General features: G+C 68.3%; 10 protein-coding genes and 1 pseudogene. 3 read left to right on the top strand and 8 right to left on the bottom strand.

Annotated elements, in window-relative coordinates; all coding sequences use genetic code 11:
• Window positions 1–28: 28 nt before the first annotated feature.
• The 6 genes from EYE40_RS13370 to EYE40_RS13345 form a co-directional block, all read right to left on the bottom strand.
• Complete coding sequence (locus EYE40_RS13370; protein ID WP_130982410.1) at window positions 29–700, bottom strand: ABC transporter ATP-binding protein; 672 nt, start codon at window positions 698–700, stop codon at window positions 29–31.
• Window positions 700–1,590 carry an ABC transporter ATP-binding protein gene (locus EYE40_RS13365; RefSeq protein WP_130982409.1) on the bottom strand — a complete coding sequence of 297 codons (891 nt, stop codon included), beginning with the start codon at window positions 1,588–1,590 and terminating at the stop codon, window positions 700–702. Before EYE40_RS13365 ends, EYE40_RS13370 begins: the two co-directional genes overlap by 1 nt.
• Window positions 1,587–4,130 (bottom strand): FtsX-like permease family protein, encoded by a 2,544-nt coding sequence (locus EYE40_RS13360; RefSeq protein ID WP_130982408.1) that lies wholly within the window; start codon window positions 4,128–4,130, stop codon window positions 1,587–1,589. Before EYE40_RS13360 ends, EYE40_RS13365 begins: the two co-directional genes overlap by 4 nt.
• Entirely contained in the window at window positions 4,130–7,333 is a 3,204-nt protein-coding gene (locus EYE40_RS13355) for an ABC transporter permease (protein ID WP_130982407.1), read from the bottom strand. The genes EYE40_RS13360 and EYE40_RS13355 overlap by 1 nt, the downstream gene beginning before the upstream one ends.
• Window positions 7,334–7,395: 62 nt before the next feature.
• Window positions 7,396–8,118, bottom strand: a complete 723-nt coding sequence (locus EYE40_RS13350) for an SDR family NAD(P)-dependent oxidoreductase (protein WP_130982406.1) — start codon at window positions 8,116–8,118, stop codon at window positions 7,396–7,398.
• 41 nt (window positions 8,119–8,159) lie between these two features.
• Window positions 8,160–8,930 carry a LuxR family transcriptional regulator gene (locus EYE40_RS13345; protein ID WP_161972397.1) on the bottom strand — a complete coding sequence of 257 codons (771 nt, stop codon included), beginning with the start codon at window positions 8,928–8,930 and terminating at the stop codon, window positions 8,160–8,162.
• A 128-nt stretch (window positions 8,931–9,058) separates the two neighbouring features.
• Here EYE40_RS13345 and EYE40_RS13340 point away from each other — a divergent pair, with 128 nt between their 5' ends.
• Window positions 9,059–10,432, top strand: coding sequence for an FAD-binding oxidoreductase (locus EYE40_RS13340; protein WP_161972396.1), 1,374 nt, complete (start codon window positions 9,059–9,061; stop codon window positions 10,430–10,432).
• A 46-nt stretch (window positions 10,433–10,478) separates the two neighbouring features.
• Window positions 10,479–11,939 carry an FAD-dependent monooxygenase gene (locus EYE40_RS15695; protein WP_130982403.1) on the top strand — a complete coding sequence of 487 codons (1,461 nt, stop codon included), beginning with the start codon at window positions 10,479–10,481 and terminating at the stop codon, window positions 11,937–11,939.
• Between the two features lie 39 nt (window positions 11,940–11,978).
• On the opposite strand, the pseudogene EYE40_RS13330 reads toward EYE40_RS15695, so the two are convergent.
• Window positions 11,979–14,021 (bottom strand): annotated as a pseudogene (locus tag EYE40_RS13330) (MMPL family transporter); the annotation flags it as partial.
• Between the two features lie 87 nt (window positions 14,022–14,108).
• Window positions 14,109–17,423 carry a 3-keto-alpha-glucoside-1,2-lyase-like domain-containing protein gene (locus EYE40_RS13325; RefSeq protein WP_240034819.1) on the bottom strand — a complete coding sequence of 1,105 codons (3,315 nt, stop codon included), beginning with the start codon at window positions 17,421–17,423 and terminating at the stop codon, window positions 14,109–14,111.
• Between the two features lie 319 nt (window positions 17,424–17,742).
• On the opposite strand from EYE40_RS13325, the gene EYE40_RS13320 reads away from it, so the two are divergent.
• Window positions 17,743–18,354 carry a hypothetical protein gene (locus tag EYE40_RS13320; RefSeq protein ID WP_204742249.1) on the top strand — a complete coding sequence of 204 codons (612 nt, stop codon included), beginning with the start codon at window positions 17,743–17,745 and terminating at the stop codon, window positions 18,352–18,354.
• Window positions 18,355–18,358 lie beyond the last annotated feature (4 nt).

Genomic DNA, 18,358 nt, shown 5'->3' with positions numbered 1-18,358 from the left:
TCCACGGAGATCGGTGCTCCGACGAGGCTCAGGGAACGGGCAGCAGCACCCCATCGGCGAGGTGCAGCGAGGAGTCGGCGAGTGCCTGCAACGACGGATCGTGGGTCGAGATCAGAGCGGTCATCCCCTCGGCGCGCACGACGTCCTGCAGCAGCGCCATTATGGATGCCCCGGTCTCCGCATCAAGCTGGCCGGTCGGTTCATCGGCGATGAGCAGCCGCGGCGAGTTGGCGAGTGCTCGCGCTATCGCGACCCTCTGCTGCTGGCCTCCCGAGAGTTCGGCGGGGCGCTGCGCGGCGTGCCCGGACAAGCCGACGAGGTCGAGCAGGTGAGCCACCCGGGCGTTGCGTTCGGCATGGGGCACGCTGCGCAGCCGCAGCGGCAGCCCGACGTTCTCGGTGGCGGAGAGTCCGGGCAGCAGCCCGAAGTTCTGGAAGACGAACGCGAGTTCATCGCGTCGCAGGGCGGTGCGACCGGGTTCATCGAGGGCGGTGACCTCGATGCCGCCCAGATGCACCGTGCCCGAGGTAGGGGTGTCGAGTCCACCGAGACAATTGAGCAGGGTGGTCTTGCCCGAGCCCGAGCGGCCGACGAGCGCGACGATGCTGCCGCGCGGCACGCTGAACGACACGTCGCGCAACGCGTGCACGTCGCCCGCGCCCGATGTGTAGGTGCGGCTGAGATGAGAGACCTCGATCATCAGTCATCCTCCTTCGATGACGGCCACACGCCGACATGGTCGCTCTCGAGTTCCAGCCGTACCCGCCTCTTGAGGCCGAGCGAGGAGCGGAAGTCGGAGGGCAACTGCAGGCGCCCGGCCCGATCGAGCACCGCATACTCGCGCGCGATCACGGCGGAGGCACCGAACTCGTCGACCTCGGTGCGACGCACGACCTCGGAGGAGGTGCGGCCATCCCGAATGGCCACGGTGCGCTGCACCTGGCTGGACACCGCAGAATCGTGGGTGACGATCACGACGGTGGTACCAAGGTTGCGGTTGGCGGTGCGGAGGGCGGCGAAGACGTCTTCGCCGGTCGCTGTGTCGAGCTCGCCGGTCGGTTCGTCGGCGAACAGCACCTCGGGCCGGTTCGCGAGGGAGACCGCAATCGCGACGCGCTGCTGCTCGCCGCCCGACAGTTCGCCGGGCCTTCTACGAGCCTTGTCAGCCAGCCCCATCGCGTCGAGCAGTTCCGCGGTGCGCCGGATGCGACGCCGGGAACGCATGCCGGCGAACGACATCGGCAGCGACACGTTCTCCTCCGCGCTCAAGTAGGGAAGCAGGTTGCGCGCCGTCTGCTGCCAGATGAATCCGACCACCTTGCGGCGGTAGGCGAGACGGGCGGCGGGAGTCATGCGCAGCAGGTCCCAACCGGCCACCCGCGCCTGGCCTGCGGTCGGGACATCCAGCCCCGAAAGCACGTTGAGCAGCGTGGACTTGCCCGAGCCCGAAGCCCCCACGATCGCGATCATCTCACCGCGATCGACGGTCAGGTCGAGGCCCTGCAGCGCTTGCACCTCGATGTTCTCCACCTGGTAGATGCGCACGATGTTGTCGCAGACGATCAGCGCGTCCGATCCGTATTCGGTCATTCGGTTCCTCCCACACGTAGAACATCAGACAGGCGATCGCGGCGGCGCACCAGCACCTCGGCGAGCATCGCCAGGACAAGAATCAGCAGGGCCGCGGCGGCCAGCCCCACGAGGACCAGCGGCGAGATCAGGAGTGTCGGCTGCCCGACGCCACCCGTCAGCACAGCGAGGCCGAGCGACGAGCCGAGCGCGAGGATGATACCGACGCCGGCGAGCGCTCCCCCGACGACCGCCGCGACCACCACCGGGGCGATCTCGGCGAGGGCGAGCCACCAGCCGAATCGCGGTGTGATCCCCAGGGTGCGCAGCAGCGCGAGCGTCGTCGCCCGGCGACGGCTGGTCGCGAGCACCGTCGACAGCAGGGCGATCAGGGCGAGTGCGCCCGCGGCCGCGGCAGTGAGGGCGATCACCGTCGTCACCCCGCCGGCAAGTGCCGAGTCCCGCCGCTCGGCGAGCCAGCCGGAGCGGGTCAGCACGTCACCGAAATCGCCGACGGCGGCATCGGTGCCCGGTCCCATCACGAGGAGGGTGTCCGGCTTCAGGTCCGACTTCAGCCGTTCGTTGAGCGAGTCGAGATCCACGTACACGAACCTGCCGCTCAGGTAGCCGCTCGGGCCGCGCGACTGCACGCCGACGACCTCGACCGCCACCTCGTCCTGTCCGAAGCGCAGGGTGATCTCCTCCGCGCCGATTCGATCGGCAAGCTCCGGGTCCACCACCATCGGCAGCGGTTCGTTCGAGGATGCCAGCTGCCGAAGGCTCGCCGCCGGTGCCGGGCCGGGCAACTCTTCGGCGACGTCCGGGTAGCCTTCGTCCACGGCGATCGCCGTCACGAGCACGATGCTGCGCAGGCCGCCGAGTTCGACGGACGATGAGGCGACACTCCGGCTGCTGAAGGTGACGCCGGGCGCCGAGGCGACGGCCGCGACATCCTCTTCGGAAAGCACCCCGGTGACCCGCGCATCGGCACCGACCCGCTGCCAGGACGCGTCGACCTGCCCGGAGCGCACGGTGTCGACGAGCAGGCCGCTGCCGACGGCGAGCGCCATCGCGAGGGTCAGGGCGAACAACGGAAGCGGCGCGAGCGAATGCCGAGCCTGCGAGGCGCCGAGCACACCGAGCGCACCGCGCGACCGCTGCGCGAGGGCGCTGAGCCCCCGGATCACGAGCGGGTACAGCCGCATCAGCGCGAGCGTCACGACGGTCGAGAGCAGCAGCGGCGTCGCGGCGAGCAGCGGGTCGATGCCCTCCGTGGTGGTCTGCAGCAGGCCGCGCGACCGCACAGACACGATCGCGCCGGCCGCGAGGGCCACGACGGCCAGTTCGGCGACGATGCGGCGCACCCGGGCGCGCTGCACCGCGTCGTGCCGATCCGCCCGGTTCGCCGGCTGCCGAGTGCTTCGGGATGCCCCGCGCGCAAACAGCACCGCCTGCACGGGCCCGGCGAGCAGGGCGATCACGAACACCGGGATCACGGGAGTCACGGCGACCAGGAAGGGCAGCGCAATCGCAACGCCGAGCCCACACCCGACGAGGGCGGTGAGCGCCGACTCGGCGAGCGCCCGCACCCCGATCGCGGCGAGGGAGGAGCCGCGCGCCCGCTCGAGCAGCAGGTCACTCGCCCGCCGCTCCACGATCAGGCGGGAGAGCAGCACCAGCACGGCGGCGAGCACGCCCAGCGGCCCGGCGGTGAGCAGCGACAGCTGGGCGAGGGCGGCGCGCTCTCCGCGGGGGAAGTCCTCGAGCGCGTCGCCGAACTGGGTCTGCACAAGGAGCGTGGCCGTGCCCCCGGAGAGCCGGTAGGTATTCAGTTGCAGGGACCTGATGGAGCGCTCGACCTCGGCGATTCGCGCGCTTGAGAACGCCTCCGGGCGGATGGACAGTCGGATGGTCGCCTCGAGGGGCTGGAATGGCGCTATGCCCTCCGCGGTGGCGAACATGGTCAAGGGCTCATCGACGTCCCACACGCCGGGAAGGTCGCACCAGCACTCGTCATCCCCGGGCTCGACGATCCCGGAGACGACCAGGGCACCGAGCGGGCTGCCCACCTTGAGACCCTTCAGCTCCGCTCCGGCGACGGTGACGGCGACCTGGTCTGCTGTGCGGGGAAGCTCGCCGTCCACCACTGTCAATCTGTGCGACTGCGTGAGCAGAACGAGCCGGGAGGCGATCGCACCGTCGTCGGTGAACAGACTCACCGGCGGTGCGACGACGGTCAGGGACCGCTCCCCCGTGACTCGGGCTATTTCGGGGGGCAGCACCAGGTTGTCGACCAGCGCGAGGAGGTTCTTGATGGAGATGTACTGCCCCGAGTAATTCTGTTCGTTGACATCGGCCAGCACGAGAATGTCGGCGGCGGTACCTGCGGCCGCCACGGCCTCGCGTGCACCGCGATCGACGGTGCTGAGGATGATCCCCGGGATCGCGAGCGCAAGCACGGTGGCGATCGCCAGGAGGCCCGTCCAGGCGGCCAGCAATCCCGCGTTTCGGCGGAGGCGTCGACGCACCAGGAGGCCCGTCGCCGAGAACAGTGAGCGCATCAGGATCCCCCCTCGCGCAGCAGCTCGGCGGGTTCGGCGAATCGCTGCACCCCTGCAACCAGCAGCACAACGGTGGCAAGCACCAGGCCCATCTCCGCGACAAGGAGGAGGATCGAGACGACCGGCACCTGCACGATCACGGCAGGAATCGTGGGGGTGCCATCCGCGGACACGGCGACCAGAGGGCCGACGAGGAAGACGAGCAACAGGCCGATACCGACTCCGAAGAGGGCGCCCAGACCGGCCATGAGCAGTGACTCGCCGCCGATCAGTCCCACGAGGCGGCGACGGGTGAAGCCGATGGCGCGCAGCTGGGCCAGCTCGAGACGCCGGGCGCGCAGGGTTGCGGTACTGTGCGCGGCGAAACCGACAGCAGCGAGAAGCGCTCCCGCGGCGATGGCGAGCCAGAGCGCCGCCTGGGTGCCCACACGTAGCGGGGCTTCCTGCAGGGTGGTGCCGAGCACTTCAGAGCTGATCGCACCGTCGTGGGATGACACATACGCGGCACCCTGACCCGGCGCGACATCCAGCCACCACTCGTCGACCAGGGGATCCGTGGTGCCCTGCTCTGCGAGCGCCCGCGCCAGCAACTCCTGGTCGACGACAATTGTGTCGCCCTGGCTGCCCACCGCGCCGAGACCGGAGCTTCCGGCCTCGAGGTCGCTCAGCGTCGCCACGCCCGGAACCATCGGAACGATCCCGTCGAGGGAGAGTCGCACCGACGCACCACCTACTTCCGCGGAGAGAATCGCCCCGTTCTGCAGGAACAGGTCGTCGGCGAAGCGCTGGGTGGAGACGGCGGGTATGGCGGCATAGGGCTTCCAGCCGACACCGGAGACCACCAGGTCGCTCACGTTCGGCGGAACCACGAGATCCATCGCGAATTGCCATCCTTCGGGAGGCTCGACGATCTCGGGCGCGAGTCCGAGCGTGTCGGTGGTCGACGGGTTCCACTCTGTGGGGCTGTCTGGAATCCCCTTCACCAGCATTCGAATAGGGGCTCCCGGTGACTCGGCTTCATTGTCAGCGAAGAACCTGGCTTGGATCCCGACGAGTGTTTGTACGCCCTCGAATCCAGCGGAGACTTCGTGGGCGAGGCCGTCTATGGGGACCTTGCCGATCGGTTCCACCGACAGCACTCCAGCTCCATTGTCGAGGATGGCGCGCATGTCGCCACTCACACCCGAGAGCGGCGCTGACGCGTCGCCCAGCTGAACGGTGAACGTCAACCTGTCCGCGGGGAGGGTGATCCCGGTAGCGTCACCCCCGTTTGGTGCGAGCACCCTGACTAATGCATCCCCGCCCTCCTCGCCGACGCGTCCTCGCCCCATAAGTTCGCGGGCACCCGCGCTGAGTCCGAGCAGGATTGCTGAACTGCTGCTGCCTTCCGTACCGTTCTGGCCAACGCCGGCGGTACGCCGCATCACGGGTTCTGCGGCACCCCGGGCACCGCGTTCCAACTCCGTCACCTGGGCCGCGGGTACCTCGCGGTCCGCGCGGACGCGCACGGGAGCGCCCGCAGCCAATTCGGCCTGATCGACCTGCGACTGGCGCCAGGTGTCGAGGAACGCGAGTCCGAATGTTCCCACGGCGAGGGTGAGGCTGAGCAGCAGCACGGCCGCCGTCGCACGCTGTGGGCGACGACCCACCTCCCACGCCGCGAGCGCGAGTACCGCCCCGCGCGATCCTTCACCGATGCGTTCCACCAGTCGGGATGCGGCAGGAATGAGACGCACGCAGACCAGGGCGGTAGCCAGGAGCACAAGCGCGGGACCGGCTGCGAGCACCGGATCCACGGACAGCGACGACCCTGACGCCACCGGGCTGCGGTAGGACTGCAGCTGCCAGACAGCGACTCCGGCGAGGATCACGAGAACGACATCGACCCCCGAGCGCATGATGCCGGTCGCAAGGCGCGGCCGCGCTTTCGCCTGCTCGCTCGAGACGAAACTGCGCTCCCGCCCGAGCAGCGGCAGCACCAGTGCGGAGACAAAGGCCGCGGCGATGCCGCCGGAGATGATCCAGGCGATCGGCGGCAGGCCTGCATCGACGGGCATCCCGGCCCGGACCATCGGAGGCTGCGCCGCGAGCACACGGTAGGCGAGGGCCGCCAGCGGAGCGCTGGCGGCGGCTGTTACCGCGCCGACGAACACCGCCTCGACGAAGGCAAGCGCAATGATGTGTCGAAGCGAAGCGCCGCGGGCTCGCATCAACTGGCGCTCCGATGACCTCGCGTCCACAAACAATCGAGCGATCTGCGCCATCGCGGCGATGCCCAACACGAGCAACAGCAGTCCGACGACGACCACGGTCGACCGGGTTACGACCAGGCTGCCGGCAACGGCCTGGATGGAATAGGTGACATCGCTCGAATAGAAGATCGCCTCGGATCCCGATGTGACTGCGGCGGGCACGTCGGTGTTCGCGTCATCGAGCCGCTGAAGCAGTGGCTCGAGTCCCTCCACCGTGACCGCGCTGAACGTGGGCAGGTACTCGACGTCGACGAAAGCGATTCCCGCGAAGAAGGCGTCGAGTCCGCCCGGTGCGACGATCAATGGGCCGAACGCATTGGTGGGTTCGTAGAAGCCGACATCAGGCCGTGGATACACCGGATCGTTGCCCTTGCCGTGAAGCCAGTCCCTCGACCAGTACGACTCCGACGAGTCGTTCGCCAGATAGGTTCCGACAACGGTGACGTCCTGACGCGCCACCTCGATCGTGTCACCAATGCCCAGGCGCAGGGCCTTCGCAGCAGCAGCGGGGAGGGTCACGTCCTGTCCGCCCGCGGCCCATTCACCGTCCACAAGGGCGGCATGTTCGGTGATGCCGTCCAGGTCCCCCAAGTAGCCGATGGCAGGAAGTTCGCCCACGGCAGGCACTTCCTCGAAACCGCTCAGCGCGACACCCACCGCGGTGGTCGTGGCGGAGCCGGCCAGCGCGTCGGTCACCGCAGCATCCATAGCGGGGCGCACGTCGGCGATGTCGAGCGAGGGGCGGATAACGCGCAGCTCGATGGATCTCTGGCTCTCGGGAATGTCGGCGAGCGCTCCACGGATGCCGCCCTGCTCGGTGGCCGTGACGAGTAAGCCCAAAGACGTGATGAGAGAACCGGCGATGAGGGCGACGGCGATAACCGCGGCGAGGAGGCGCCATTGGGCGCCGGTTCGGCGCAGCAGCGTGCCGAACAGCCAGCTCCGCTTCACCGGGACATCTCCGTCACCCGCTCACACTACTGTGCCACGCCCTTCGACAAGATCAGGGAGTGTCAGCTCGGCGCCATGCGCAGCGCGCCATCCATGCGGATGACCTCGCCGTTGATGTAGTCGTGCTCTGCGAGCATCAGCACGAGCTGGGCGTACTCCTCGGGGCGGGCCAGCCGATGCGGGAACGGCACACTCGCCGCCAGGGACGAGCGGATTTCCGGAGACATCGCGGCCATCATCGGGGTGTCGACGATTCCGGGCGCGATCGTGTTGACGCGGATACCCGAACTGGCGAGGTCGCGTGCGGCCGGCACCGTCATCCCGACCACGCCGCCCTTCGAGGCGGAGTAGGCGATCTGCCCGATCTGCCCCTCGAAGGCCGCGACCGATGCCGTGTTGACGATCAGGCCGCGCTGGCCGTCGGCATCGGGTTCGGTTGCAGCGATGACCTCGGCCGCGAGTTGCATGACGTTGAAGGTGCCCACGAGGTTCACCTCGATCGCCTTGCGGAACAACTCCAGCCCGTGCGTTCCCTTCGATGAGAGGATGCGTCGCCCGGGCGCGATGCCCGCGCAGTTCACAACGAGTCTGAGCGGGGCATCCACGAGCGTGAGCGCCGCGGCCACATCGGCCTCGCTCGTGACGTCCGCCGCGATGACGCCGGGCGCCTCACGCAGGTCGAGACCGAGCACGGTCACGCCGCGAGCAGTGAGAGCCGCAGCCGTGGCCGCTCCGAGTCCGGATGACGCCCCCGTGACGAGAGCCGTAGTGCCGTCGAGTTTCATCGCTGCTCCATCGTCGTCGGTGAGCGGGTAGTGCTGGAAGTTTAACGCGCGGCGCCGGTCAGCTCACTGCGGGAGCGGAGTCCGAGCTTGCGGTAGGCGGCGGACAGCTGCGTCTCGACGGTGCGCACACTCACGAACAGGCGCTCGGCGATCTCCCGGTTGGTCGCCCCCTCGGCGGCGGATCGGGCGACGAGCAGCTCACGAGGGGTAAGCACAGCCTCGAGCGGGTCCTGCAGCGGCGGAATCGTCACCACCTCCGACGGCGAGCAGCGCGCAAAGGACATGTGGGCGGCATCCCCGAGCGTGCGGGACGCGAGGTACGAGGGGCGCTGCGCGCGGGTGGTCGGGCGGTGGATGAGGAACCGGGCGAGCTCGAGCGAGTCGGGGTCGAGCCGATCGATGTCGTCGAAGACCACAACGACCTGCGCCTCGCGGGCGAGCGCGCGAACCACAACGTCCATGGCCTGGTGCACGTGGGCGGGAACGAGCGGCCCGTCGGATCGGGCTCGACCCGCGGCGTGCGCGAGGGCATCCCGTTGCGTCCGCGGCATGTCTATGGCGTCGACGTTCACCTCGGCGAGCAAGTCGTGCACGATCTGGAAAGGCAGCCGGTCCGGTCCGAGATCGGCACGCGTGTACAGCACGATGACGCCCTCGCGAGCGGCGATCTGCTCGACCACGGCATCGAGCACGGCGCTCTTGCCGACACCCGACTCACCGAGGATCACCGAGCGGGTGCCGGGGGTGCCGACGCTGGAGACGAGGCGGCTGACGATGGCCAGGCGTTCCGGGGGGAGCGCGACGGGAGGCATAGGGAGAACCTTTCGGGGGCAGAGAATCAGCGGCGACCCTACCATCCGCGAATCGGCAACTCCCATACGTATGCATTTACGTGTCGCCCCGGATGCCCCGTGCTTGCCCGCTTCGTAGCGTCGATGTCATGACAACTCAGCACACCGCCCCGCTCGCATCCTCCCCCGGTGAACCGGGTTACACCGACGCGATCGCCGCCTTCAACCTCCTCCCCTCCATCACCCCAGCCCGCACGGTCGTCGCCCGCAGCGCTCTCGACGCCCAGGCAGCCATCCGCTACGCAACCGAGCGCGGCCGCCCGGTCAGCGTGATCACAACCGGCCACAGCCTCGGGTCGTCACAGCCCCTCGACGGCGCGCTCCTCGTGCGCACCGCCTTCGAGGCAACCGTGCGTGTCGACCCGCTGCGACGGACGGCTCAGATTCCGGCCGGTGCCACCTGGGCCGACGTTGTGGCCGCGGCCACCCCGCACGGGCTCGTCGCCCTGCACGGCTCGAGCGGCACCGTCGGCGCTATCGGCTACCTGCTGCGCGGCGGCCTCAGCTTCTATGGCCGCGAGTTCGGCATCGCGGCGAACAGCATCACCTCGATCACCATCGCTCTCGCGGACTCGTCCATCGTCACTGCCAGCGCGACGAGCGACGCCGAGCTGTTCTGGGCCCTGCGCGGTGGTGGAGGTGGCTTCGGGATCGTGCTCGAGATCGAGATCGAACTCAGACCCATGTGGAAGGTGCTCACCGGCATCACCATCTGGGACTCGACCCACGCGGCAGACATCATCCCGCGCTGGCTGGACTGGGCGAAGACAGCTCCGCCCGAGATCTCCACCTCGCTGCGCGTGCTCAACCTGCCACCGCTGCCCGGTATCCCACCGATGCTGCAGGGCCGGCAGGTGATCGCGATCGACGGCTCCGTCTCGATCGTCGGCCCGAACCTGCTCGGCCAGAGCGTGAGCATCGCCGACGAACTGCTTGCTCCCCTGCGTGCGTCCGCCGAGCCGATCCTCGACACCTGGGATGCCGTCGAGCCCGACGCGCTGCTGCTCACCCACATGGACCCGCCCGAGCCGCTGCCCTACATCGGTGACCACTTCCTCGTGAGCGGCGTCGACGAGGCGGACGTCACCGCACTTCTCGCCCTCATCGGCCCGGGGAGCGACTCCATGCTCTCCGCCGTCGAGTTCCGTCAGCTGGGAGGCGCAATAGCCGAGCCGTCCGCCGCGGGTGGGGCCTTCGACCGCACCGGAGCCGAGCATGCCTTCCTCGTCGTGGCCGCGATCGGCGGCCCCGCGACGGTCGAGGCGCAGCACGCGACCATGGCCGCCGCGCGCGCGGCTCTCTCCCACCGCGACACGGGATACACCGCTCCCACGTTCGTCGAATCGACCGACCAGCCGAGCCGCACCTTCGACGACTACACGGCCGCGCGGGTCGAGTCGATCCGCAGCCGAGTGGACCCGACGGGCCTGTTCTCGCTGATGGTCTCCCGCGCCAACCGCTAGCGCCGCCGGGCTATCGGGAGCAGACTCGTATCGAGGTGATTCCCCCATGGAGACCCTGAGCACTTCAGTGGTGATCGTCGGCGCCGGCCCGACCGGGCTGATGCTGGCCACTTGCCTCGCGCGGCTCGGTGTGCCGTATCTCATCCTCGATCGCAAGAGCGGCCCGACCCGCGAGTCACGCGCGGTTGTGCTGCACTCGCGCACGCTGGAGATTCTCGACCAGCTCGGCCTCGCCGATCGGGTGCTCGCCGAGGCGACCGTCGCCAGCGCCTTCCGGCCCGGATATCGGAGCACACCGTTCCGCCGCATCAACCTGCGCGCGCTGGCCGAGGGCACCACGCCGTACCCGCACCTGTACGTGCTCGAGCAGAGTCGCACCGAGGCGATCCTCGGCGAGCGGCTGCGGGAGCTCGGCGGTTCGGTGCTCTGGGAGCACGGCGTCGACGGTGTCGAGGAGACGACTGACGGCGTGCGCGTCACGGCGAGTGAGATCTCGATCGAGGCGCGGTACCTGGTCGGTGCGGACGGCAGCGCGTCACCCGTGCGCGAGCTCGCCGGCATCGCATTCGAAGGCCGCACCAATGAGCACACCTTCTACGTGATGGATGGGCACGGCGTGCGCGGCCTCGACCCTGAAGTCGTCAACGTGCGACTCGGCGAGCGCGACTTCCTGCTGACCTTTCCGATGGGCGCGGTCGACCACGCGCGACTCATCGGTGTGGTTCCCACCGGTACCGGCGTAGCGATCGACGAGGCGGATGCGCGGCTCGCCATGCAGCGCGCCTTCGGCGTGAGCTACGAGGAGTCACCGTGGTTCTCGACTTACCGCGTGCACCACAAGGTGGCGCGCGACTTCCGCGCCGGGTCCATCCTGCTCGCCGGGGATTCGGCGCACGTGCACTCCCCGGTTGGCGCGCAGGGCATGAACACGGGCCTGCAGGACGCCCACAACCTGGCCTGCAAGCTCGCCGACGTGTTCACCGGCCGGGCGCCCGACTCCTACCTCGATCGATACGCAGCGGAGCGCCGACCCGTTGCGCTGCGCCTCGTGAGCACCACCGATCGTGTCTTCGGGGCGGTCACTTCCGATCGGCTCGCAGCCCGGTTCGGCCGGCGCTGGGTGCTGCGCTTTGTGCTCCCCGTGGTCGCCGCGACGGTGCCCCGGCTCCGCGGCTCCGCGCGGATCTTCGAGTACCTGTCACAGACGCGCATCCACTACTGGATGACGCCCGGCGCACACGGCAAACGCGGGGTGGTCGTCGGGCGGCGGCTGCCCTGGAACGGCGACAACCACGAGTCGCTGCGAGCCATGGCGTGGCAGGTGCACGCCTACGGCGCCGCGCCCGAGGTTGACCTGGACCTTCCCGTCGAGCGCTTCCCGCTAGTGCGCAACAAGCGTCTTGTCGACGGAATGCTCTACCTCGTGCGGCCGGACGGGTTCGTCGCCGCCTCCGCCACCGCGGACGACGCGGCTGCGGTCTTTGCCCGGTCGCTTCCGCGGCCCTAGCCAGTTGTAGCGGCCGAGCAGCGTCATCAAAGCGGGCAGCAGCAGGCCGCGCACGATCGTCACGTCGAGCACGATCGCGAGTGTCATGCCGACGCCGACCTCCTTCATGGCGAGCAGGCTGCCCGAGGCGAAGGCGATGAACACGACCGAGATCGCGAGGGCGGCCGTGGTGACCACGGGGCCGGTCGCGGTGATGCCGCTCAGCACGGCGCGATTATTGGCAACCCGGGGATCGAGGGCGAGATCGCGACCCCGCCACTCCTCACTGATGCGCGCGAGCAGGAACACCTCGTAGTCCATCGAGAGCCCGAAGGCGAGCAGGCCGATGAGCAGCGGCGTCGTCACGTCGACGGCGCCCCACGGCTCGAAGCCGAGCAGCGTCGCCCCCCATCCCCACTGGAAGATCGCAACCACACCTCCCAGCGTCGCCGCGACCGAGAGCGAATTGAGCAGAACCGCTTTGATCGGGATGACGTACGACCGCGTCAGGTACAGCAGCAGCCCGAAGGTCGCGAGCAGCACGACCCCGAACGCCCACGGCAGGCGGGAGAGCAACTGCGACTCGGTGTCGACCACTTCGGCCGCTGAGCCCGCAACGTGCACCTCAAGGTCTGTGGGCAGCGCGCGGATGTCGCGCACGAGCCGCTGGGCGCCCGAGTCGCTCACGTCGCCCGCGGTCGCGAACTCGACGACCGTGACGTTCGGGTCGAGGTCGGGCACCGTCTCGGCGTCGGTCACGAGCGGGTGCCCGCCGATCTCGTCGAGCAGCTCCACGACGCCGGGCGCGGTGAACGGCGCCTCGATGACGACGGTGGCGGAGGGCTGGTCGAGCACCGAGAACTCCGAGAGCACAAGCTCCTGGGTCTGGCGCTGCTCCGAGGCGACCGGCAGCGAGCGGATATCCGAGCTGCCCAGGGTGAGCGAGGCGAGCGGCGCCGCGAGCAGGAGCAGCACAGCGGATGCCCCGACCGTCACGAGCACGGGTCGCTTCTGCGCGAACCCGGCGAGGCGGGCGAGCAGTCCGCGGCTGGTCTCAGCAGAGGCTGCCGAGCGCAGCGGCCAGTACCGCTTTCCCTGCACCGGGATGTGCTTCGCGAACACCGAGATCAGCGCGGGCACGAGGGTCACCCCCGCGAGTGCGGCGAGCAGCACGGCGGCCACTCCGCCCACGGCCATGCCCGACAGCAGCGAGTTGCCGAGCAGCATGAGACCCACGAGCACGATGAAGACGGCGAGGCCCGAGATGAGCACGGCCCGTCCGGAAGACGAGACGGTGCGCGCAACGACATCCTCGATCGCACCGTCTGGTGTGCGGCGACGCTCCTCGCGATAGCGGGAGATGACGAGCAGGCTGTAGTCGACCGCGAGGCCGAGACTCAGGATCGTGACGATGTTCACGGCGAACTCGTTCACCGGAACGAAGACGATGAGGGCCGAGAGCGCGAGCAGCGAGACGGCGATGACCGCGATCGCGGCCACGATCGGGAACGAGGCGACCCGGAAGCCGCCCAGCACCACAACGAGGATCAGGAAGAGCACAAGGATCGCGACACCCTCGCCGATCGACGACTCGATGATGGCTCGGTCGACGAAGTCCTGCTCGGCGAGGAACTTGCCGCCGATGAGCACGTCGGCGGGCTCGATGGTGCGCAGCAGCATGGAGACCTCTTCGGCCGCGGCGCGCAGCTCGTCTTCGCCGAGACCCTGTTCGAGCTCGACCGTCACGAGGGAGCTCGAGCCGTCATCTCCGATGAGGCCGCCGGACGTGTACGCGTCCAGAACCTCGACGACATGGGGCACGTCGCGAAGCTGCGGGATGACGTTCGTCGCGCTCTCGCGGAGCGCGGGGCTGTAGAAGTCGGTGCCGGTGATCACGGCGGTGATGATCTCGCCCTCGGGGTCGAGTGCGTCGAGTCGCTGCTGCGCGAGGGCGGAGTCGCTGCCGACCGGTGCGTCCTCGACGGGTGTGGTGTTCTCGAAGATGCCGCCGCCGAGCACGAAGCCTGCAACCACCAGGACCGCCCAGGCGGCGAGAACAACGCCGCGGCGTCGTGCGACAAAACGTCCGAGTGCTTCAAGCATGATCGGGGTGAATCCTTTCGGGGGTGGTGCACTGCGAAGTCGGGGGCGGGACGAACCCGCCCCCGACTCTGTAATCAGCTACTCAGATCAGCCGCAGTTCTTCGCGACCCAGGGCACGTCGACCGCACCTGTGCGACCGCCGCCGGTCGCCGTCACCTTCGCGACACCGGCCGGCAGGCTGGCGAGGCGCGTGGTGAAGGTGTTGAAGAGGGCAGCGCCCGGCTTCACCGCCGCCAGCGTCTTGTCACCGTAGGGGGTGCTGATGGTCACGTCCGCGTTGATCGTGTCGTTGTTCGTCGCCCGCACGGCGACGAGCGCCTTGCCTGCGACACAACGGATCTCGACGGTAGCTGCGATGTTCAGGTCGGCCGCCAGCTCCTTGATGCGGATGTTGCGGTAGGAGACCGCCTCGCCCGCACCGTGGTTCTGCACGCCCACGAAACCGGTCGAGATGTCTCTCGCGGGATCCGTGCTGGTGAACTGGTTCACGACGGTGCCGTTGAGCACGACCTTGATGGTCTGGCCCTTCACCACGATCTCGTACGAGTTCCAGCTGCCGACCGGCTTGAGAGCCGCCGTGACCGCTGCCGGAGTCGCACCCTGGAAGGTGTAGATCGAACCCGTGGTGCGATCGGCCGCGTCAGTCGCGTCGATCTGGATCTCGTAGCCCTTGTTCACGGCCACGAACGGGTCGTTGCCCGGGTCCGGGAATCCGACGAACACTCCACCGTTGTGGTCGGCGACGAGCTTCCAGTCCAGCTTGAGGCTGTACGAGTCGAACTTCTTGTCGCCGTACCAGAGCAGGCCCAGACCGCCGCTGCCCCGGAGGGAGCAGTCGTCGGTGATGCGCCCGAAGGAGCCCGGACCGGACATCTTCCACTTGTCGAAGCTCGCGAGAGTTCCGTCGAAGAGTCCGGTGTAGCCGGCCTCACCGGCGACAGGTGCGCAGATGTCCTGGCTCGCTCCGATCGACAGGGCGTCGAAGTTCACGTTGCCCTGCACGTCCGCGTCGAACTTCAGCGCGATCGTGTTGCTCCCCGCCGTGAGGGCGAGGTTGCGGGTGGCGGTGGCCCACGTCTTCCAGTTGGCGGTCTTCGGGAACGACCACGCGGGCTGCTTCACACCGTTCACGTAGAGGGCGTAGGTCTTCGTGCCCTCGAACGGGTTGGGACCGTTCGCGTAGCGCACGTTGACCGGGTAGGTTCCCGCAGTCGCGACGCTCGTCGTGAACGTGACCGACGCGCCCGCGTTGAACGTGCCACCGGCGAAACCGGAGCCCGAGTAGCCGTTGTGCTCGGTGTCGACCTTGGCGCCGCTCGCGAGAGCGGCATCCTCTGCCTCGTACCAGCCCTTGTCGGCCGGAGGAACGTACCCGGGGACCGAGTTGGCCGTGTACCAGGCCTCGGTATTCCAGAGTTCGGTGCCCGTGGACGACGCGAACGGACGCGGGGAGCGGATGTGCACAACGCGTCCGGGCTTGACGCCCGGGACCGTCACGGAGACGGTCTTCTTGTCCGCGGAGACCGACGCGCCGGAGACGACGAGCGTCTCCTCGTCGACCTTGGGTCCGCCGTAGTCGGGCGTTGCGACATAGCGCCACTGCTTCACCTTGTACGACGCAGCGATCTTGGCGATCGTCTCGTCGGAGACCGGCTTGGTGTAGTCGATGTCGAATCCGGTCGCGGTGATCTTCACGGCCTTCATGTCGAAGGTGTTGTCGCCGGCGGGGGTGAGCTTCTGCAGTCCGAAGCGGAGCTTGTCCGACTCTCCCCAGTTGCCGCCCTCACCGATGCCGCCGATGTAGATGGCGCCGTCGGGACCGGTGATCGTGCGGTTGACGCCGGCTTCGAGTCCAGCGGTGTGGCGGAAGATCGCGCCCTGGTACTCGCCGCCGACCTTCTCGAGGAATGCGCGCTGCAGTCCGCCGTAGGTCACGTCGCCGATGAGCATCTGGCCGACGAACGGTCCGTTCTTCACGAACATCGGGGAGCTCGGCGAGTTGCCGATCTCGTTCTGCGGGATCCACAGCACGGGAGGCGTCACGGGTGCGGTGTCGAACTGACCGGCAGGAGTCGTGAAGTGGTTGAAGAAGCGACCCTGCTTGATCTGAACGAGCTTGCTGGCGGGGAGCCAGCCGCCCTGGTTGTCCGTGCCGAACAGTTCGCCGGCTTCGTTCAGCACAACGCCGTTCGGGGTGCGTAGACCACCGGCGACATAGCTGACCGCACCGGTCGACCGGTTGATCTTGATCGACGTTCCGCGGTTCGCACCCGGCTGCGGCACGGTGGACGCGCCACCGTTGTTGATCGCGACCGAGAGGTTCACGTAGAAGTTCGTGTCGTCGTGCACGAGGCCGAAGGCGAACTCGTGGAAGTTGCCGCCGTCGGGCCAGCCCGCGACCTTCGTCTTGACGTCGTACTGTCCGTCGCCGTCGGGGTCGGTCAGCTTGGTCAGCTGGTACCGCTCGGAGACGTAGATGTCGTTGCCGATCACGTCGACGCCCATGGGGTTGAGCAGGCCGGTCGCGATCTTCTTGTAGGTGACCTGTCCCTGCGTGGTTGCACCGACCACGTTGTCGAGGAGGAAGACCTCACCCGGCTTCGGGTTCTGCACCCAGCCACCCGAACTCACGGAGCCTGCGGTGGTGACGACCAGCTTGTCGCCGAGGAAGGCGAGTCCGGTGACCTCGGGCTCGAAGCCCTCGGGGCGGAGGTTCGTCAGGGTGTAGTTGGGGTTGACGGCGTCGAGGCGCAGTCCGTCACCGGCGGTGTCGGTTGCTCCCTCGCAGTACTTGGTGCCGGGGGCCGTAACGCGCACGACGCCTGCCTCTGTGCTCAGCGCCGTGCTCGGCACGATGGCAAAGGCGGCGTCGCCGGGCTTCTTCCACTCGAGCTTGAGCTCCTGGCCGTCGCCGGCCTCGAAGTAGTCGATGCGCAGCGCGTGGGCACCCGCGGTGAGCGTTGCGGTGCCCTCCTTGGACGTGTTGCCGTGCAGCCCGCCGTGGTCGACGACGAGGTTGTTGTCGATCTTGAGGCGCGAGCCGTCATCGCTTGTCAGGCGGAACGTATAGACGCCCTGGTTAGCGATGTTCAGGTTGGCGGTGACGATCGACAGGAAGTTGTCGCTCAGCCCGAAGTCACCGGTGGTGACGTAGTTGATGGTCGGGGTGAGCTTGTCGACGTTCGGGGTCGTGGCCGACTTGAGCGTGCAGAAGTCCTGCAGCCCCGGGGGGAGCTGGTACGAGCGGAGCGTGACGCCCGGCTCCTGCTCGGGCTCCGCCGCCATGGCGGTGGGGGCCCATCCGGTCAGGGCCAGAAGGCCGACCAGTGATCCGGCCAGGATGGCTGCGGACCTGCGCCGAGAGAGGGGTCGTCTCTCAGCCGGGGGAATGTTAGAGGGCACCATAGCTCCTTGTTTCGAGCCAGGCGGAAGCGTCCATGCATCCTGTCGGCGTCAAGGTTCGTCAGTCTAGGCACCTTTTGACGTGTAGGTCTACAACTTTGTGATGTTGCTCGACAAATCTCCTCACGTTCACATATAGTCCTCGTGAGTCGTTGCGCTCGAAATCTGCTTGACTGGCAACAATTCGCCCCCCGTGACTCACCCGAGTCAGAATTACCCGCACGATCGTGTCAGCGAAGCCACGAGACATCCTCTCCAGGCTCCGCGCACGCTATTGCGACTGCTCTCCGCTCACGCGGACATACCCTGGAGTAAGACTTTGAACACTCGTGCATTCGGATACCGCGCCACCATCGCGGCCGTAGGAGCAACGACGCTCGCCCTCATCGGTGGCAGCGCACTCACCGCAGTCGCGGCCGATTATGGAGACGACGACGTCGCCGTGTCAGTCGCCATCGACCCGCTCGTCGCCCCCGGCAACCTCGCCATGACCGTCGCGAGCGGCACGGCAGCGCTCACCGAGAACGGCTCGACGGACGACACGCGCCAGTTCACTGGCCAGCTGCCCACCGTCACCGTGACCGACACCCGCGACGCGGCCGACATCCCGGCCGGCGCCTACTGGTACGTGCTCGGCTCGATCACCGACTTCACCGGCACCGCCGGCCAGCCCGTCATCGACTCGTCCGACAGCTTCGGCTGGGTGCCTCAGTTGGCAGCGGGCACCGATGAGGGCGCGGTGGCCGCCGGTTCGCCCGTGGACCCCGGCGAGGGCTTCATCGACGCCGAGATCTTCGCCATAGCCAACGAGTCGGCTGCAAGTGTCAGCCAGGGTTCCTGGTCGGCGAACGCGGGCCTCAAGCTCCTCACCCCGTCAACCGTCGCCCCGGGGCAGTACTCGGCAACACTCACGCTCTCGCTGTTCGAGTAGAGCT

The organism is Glaciihabitans arcticus, assembly GCF_004310685.1.
Lineage (GTDB): Bacteria > Actinomycetota > Actinomycetes > Actinomycetales > Microbacteriaceae > Conyzicola > Conyzicola arctica.
The sequence above is the reverse complement of the archived record's forward strand: the minus strand, read 5'-3'. Positions and strand labels throughout refer to the sequence as shown.